The organism is Phenylobacterium sp. (genome assembly GCF_030645195.1).
In the GTDB taxonomy this organism is placed as follows: Bacteria; Pseudomonadota; Alphaproteobacteria; order Caulobacterales; family Caulobacteraceae; genus Phenylobacterium.
The window spans coordinates 1-3,576 of the sequence record NZ_JAUSLW010000136.1 but is presented as its reverse complement, the minus strand read 5'-3'; the positions used below and the strand labels follow the sequence as shown (position 1 = coordinate 3,576).

The 3,576-nt window shown below is 70.4% G+C and carries 4 protein-coding genes and 1 pseudogene; 4 read left to right on the top strand and 1 reads right to left on the bottom strand.

Annotation, left to right across the window (positions count from 1 at the left end; all coding sequences use genetic code 11):
• Positions 1-743, top strand: a 743-nt coding sequence (locus Q7T09_RS11495; protein WP_304699800.1) for an acyl-CoA dehydrogenase family protein, incomplete at its 5' end; no start/stop codon positions are given.
• A 66-nt stretch (positions 744-809) separates the two neighbouring features.
• On the top strand, positions 810-1,682 hold the full coding sequence (locus tag Q7T09_RS11490; RefSeq protein WP_304699798.1) for a transglutaminase-like domain-containing protein: 873 nt from the start codon (positions 810-812) through the stop codon (positions 1,680-1,682).
• Here the strand turns inward: Q7T09_RS11490 and Q7T09_RS11485 are convergent.
• Positions 1,679-2,665, bottom strand: a complete 987-nt coding sequence (locus tag Q7T09_RS11485) for a phosphotransferase family protein (RefSeq protein ID WP_304699796.1) — start codon at positions 2,663-2,665, stop codon at positions 1,679-1,681. The genes Q7T09_RS11490 and Q7T09_RS11485 overlap by 4 nt on opposite strands.
• An 88-nt stretch (positions 2,666-2,753) precedes the next feature.
• Here Q7T09_RS11485 and Q7T09_RS11480 point away from each other — a divergent pair, with 88 nt between their 5' ends.
• Positions 2,754-3,110: a hypothetical protein gene (locus Q7T09_RS11480; protein ID WP_304699794.1), complete on the top strand. Its 357-nt coding sequence runs from the start codon at positions 2,754-2,756 to the stop codon at positions 3,108-3,110.
• Between the two features lie 277 nt (positions 3,111-3,387).
• Positions 3,388-3,576, top strand: a pseudogene (locus Q7T09_RS11475) (sulfite exporter TauE/SafE family protein); the annotation flags it as partial.

Below are 3,576 nucleotides of genomic sequence, written 5' to 3'. Positions count from 1 at the left end.
TCTCCGGCGCCGGCGATCCGCGCTGCAAGATCATGATCACCATGGTCCAGACCAGCCCCGACGGCCCGCCCAACCTGCGCCAGTCGCAGATCCTGGTCCCCACCGACGCGCCCGGCGTGAAGATCGTCGGCCCCATGAACGTGTTCGGCGATCCCGACGCGCCCCACGGCCACATGCACATCATCTTCGACAATGTCCGCGTGCCGGCGTCGAACATGCTGCTGGGCGAGGGCCGCGGCTTCGAGATCTCCCAGCTGCGCCTTGGCCCCGGCCGCATCCACCACTGCATGCGCGCCATCGGCCAGGCCGAGAAGGCGCTCGACCTGATGGTCACCCGCGGTCTCTCCCGTGAGGCCTTCGGCAAGCCGCTCGTCCAGCTCGGCGGCAATATCGAGAAGATCAGCCGCGCCCGCATCGACATCGAGGCCATGCGCCTGATGGTGCTCAAGGCCGCCAAGGCCATGGACGTCCTGGGCAACCAGGAAGCCCGCATCTGGATCCACATGGTCAAGGCCCTGGTGCCCGAGCGGGTCTGCGAGATCATCGACGAGGCCATCCAGATGCACGGCGCGCTCGGCGTGTCGCAGCACACCCCGCTGGCCCGCATGTACACCTCGACGCGGACCCTGCGCATCGCCGACGGCCCCGACGAGGTCCACCACATGGTGGTGGGCCGCAACGAGCTGCGCCAGTACCGCGAGATGCCGGCCGACGCGACCTCGGCCGCCGTCTGGCGGAACTAGGGATCAGGCGGGGGCTTCGGCCCCCGCCGCTTCTCGCCTAGTCTGGCCTCCCTTGGGAGGTCACCCATGACCGACATCCTCGACCGCTATCGGACCCCCGGCGTCTTCACCGGCCTGGGGGGCTTCGAAGCCGAGATCGACGCCCTGTCCGCCGATGTCGCGACCCTCGTCGCCTTCGTCCAGGGCCTGCTGATCCACGAGGGGCTGGTGGGCGCCTATGGCGTCGCCCTCGGTCCCGACCGCGCCGCCGAAAAGCAGATCCACGGGGCCGCCGCGATGCTGCGCCAGGCCCTGCGCCTGGACGATCGCCCCCTCGCCGAGGCCCGCGCGCCGGACCGCCGCGTGGTCGGCGTCTGCCGCCACTTCGCCACCCTCCTGGCCGGCGTCCTGCGCCGGAAGGGCTACGCCGCCCGCGTCCGCTGCGGCTTCGCCAACTATTTCCAGCCGGGCAAGCACGTCGACCACTGGGTCGGCGAGTACTGGCATGAGAGCCAGGGCCGCTGGGTGCTGGTCGATCCCCAGGTGGACGCCGTGCAGCACAAGCTGTTCGGCCTGACCCTCGACACCTTGGACGTTCCCCGCGACCGCTTCCGGGTGGCCGGCGACGCCTGGCGCGCCTGCCGCCAGGGCGCCGACCCCATGACCTTCGGCGTCTCGGGCACGCCGATGTGGGGCTTGGTGGAGGTCTATGGCGACGTCTTCCAGGACCTCGCCGCCCTGCAGAACCTCGAGTTCCTGCCCTGGGGCTGGTACGGCCTGGCTCTCGACGAGGCCGGCATGAAGGAGACCGCCCTCATCGACAAGCTGGCGGACATCTCCAGCCGCGCGGACGAAGCGGCGATGACGGACCTGGCGGAGTTGCTGGCCGCCGACGAGCGCCTGCGGCCGCCCGCCGAACGGATCGCGGCGACCGTCGAGTCCGAGCGCGCGCCGATCTAGAGCGCCAGGGCGGTCATCCAGGGCGCCCGCCCGGCCAGGATCGCCGCCAGCCGCCGCGCCGTGTCGCGCGGGTGGTCGGAGAGATAGTTCATCAGCTGGGTCAGCTCCCACAGGGCGTCATAGACCGCCAGCCGGTCGGCCAAGGCCGGGTGGGCGAACAGTTCGGGATAGGCGTCCCTCAGCCATCCGAGCACAGGGGCGTAGGCGGCGGCCGACCCCGGAGCGGCGTCGGGGCTGAAGGCCTCGGGGGCGCCGAGGAACCGGAGCAGCACATCCAGCTCCCGGTCGATGGGCGCCGCTCCCCCGCTCTCGAAGTCCACCAGGCCCGCGCGGGTCCCGTCCCAGATCACATTGGCGAAGGCGAGATCGCCGTGGGTCAGGACCTCGGCGTCGCCCGCGAAACAGGCCAGGCGATCCTCGATGAAGCCGGCCGCCGCCGTCAGCAGGGCGTCCGGCGCCGTTCCCCGTTCCCGGTTGGCCGCCACGAGCCGGCGGACATGGCTCGGATGAACCCGCAAGGCCACCGAGGGGTCGCCCCCCGGCCGCAGGGCGGCGGCTCGCCAGGGCGGTTCCCTCAGGTCCGGCGCCAGCGGCGTGGCGTGGACGGCGCGCATCGCCTGCGCCAGGGACCGCACCGCCCGCTCGCGCTCGGCGAGGTCCAGGCCTGGCCAGAGCCGCATCAGGTTCGTCCCCGGCAGGCGCGTCTGGATCATCCATTCCCGCTCGCCCGCTTGGCCGGTGGCTGTCACCCGTGGGCAGGGGACCTGCGCCAGGGCCCGCAGCACGGCGGCCTCATGGCTCAGAGACCCGGCAAACCGCCCCGAGGCGATCCGCACGACATGAGTCTCGCTGGCCCAGATCGCATTGGACCATCCCGCCATCGGTTCAAGGCCGCCGGCCTCCAGGCCGTGGCGAGCCAGCAGGTCGGCCGCCCATCCGGCGGGGTCGTGGTCCAGCTGGATGTCGCTTGGCGAGTCCATCATGGGTCGGGTCGATCAACCGAAAGGAGGAATTGGGGGATGTAAGGAGCGTCCCGCTGCTAATGAGCTTTGGCGATCATGGAGCAGAAGCTTGCCGACTTATCGTTTCATCATCCAGGGCCAAGGGGTGAAGCCGACCGGAGAGTGGTTCGGCTTCTACGCCGCCCGCCAGGCGCGGGCCGAGACAGAACAGCAAGCGATGTCAGTCGTCTTCGCGGCGCTTGATGCCGATTGGGCAGGGCCATCCCGCTATCTGGGCCAACTGTCGCATAGAGACTGCGTCGCTGTGTGGATCGCGCCGCTGATTTCTTGGCGGAGATTCGTCAACCAAGGCCACGCCTTCTTCGGCAGCGATCTCGACGCCCAGAAAGCGGCATTGCGCATAGAAGCCGAGGCCGCTTCGGCACCCCGGAGGGCGCGCCTCGACCTGCTCCGTGCAATAGTCTGAGGATCTCCGACGGAACTCAGCACGTCTTCCCGCCCCTCTCGACGGCCCCGCTTGTTCGGGTGTAGACGCAAAACGCTCCCCGAGCCGCCGGGTCGATCCGCCGTCGCGTGATCCCTGGCCTCCCTTCGCCGCGACCGGCGGAGGTTCGAGCACAGCGCCTTCCTCCGGAGGGTGAGCGGGCGGACCCGCACATTCCGCGCACGATGCGCAGCTGTCCGGCGATCGGAGGGGGCCTGTGTCCCCCTCGACGAAGCCGGCGCAACCGGAGGACGACCCCATGAGCGCGCTCGCAGCCCTCTTCATCACTGTCCTGGCCTTCGTGACCGCCACCCTCTCAGGGGTGTTCGGCATGGCCGGCGGCCTCGTCCTGATGGGCGGCCTGGCCCTGGTCCTGCCGGTCTCGGCGGCCTTCGTCACCCATGGCGTGCTGCAGCTGGTCGCCAATGGCTGGCGGGCGATCCTGCAC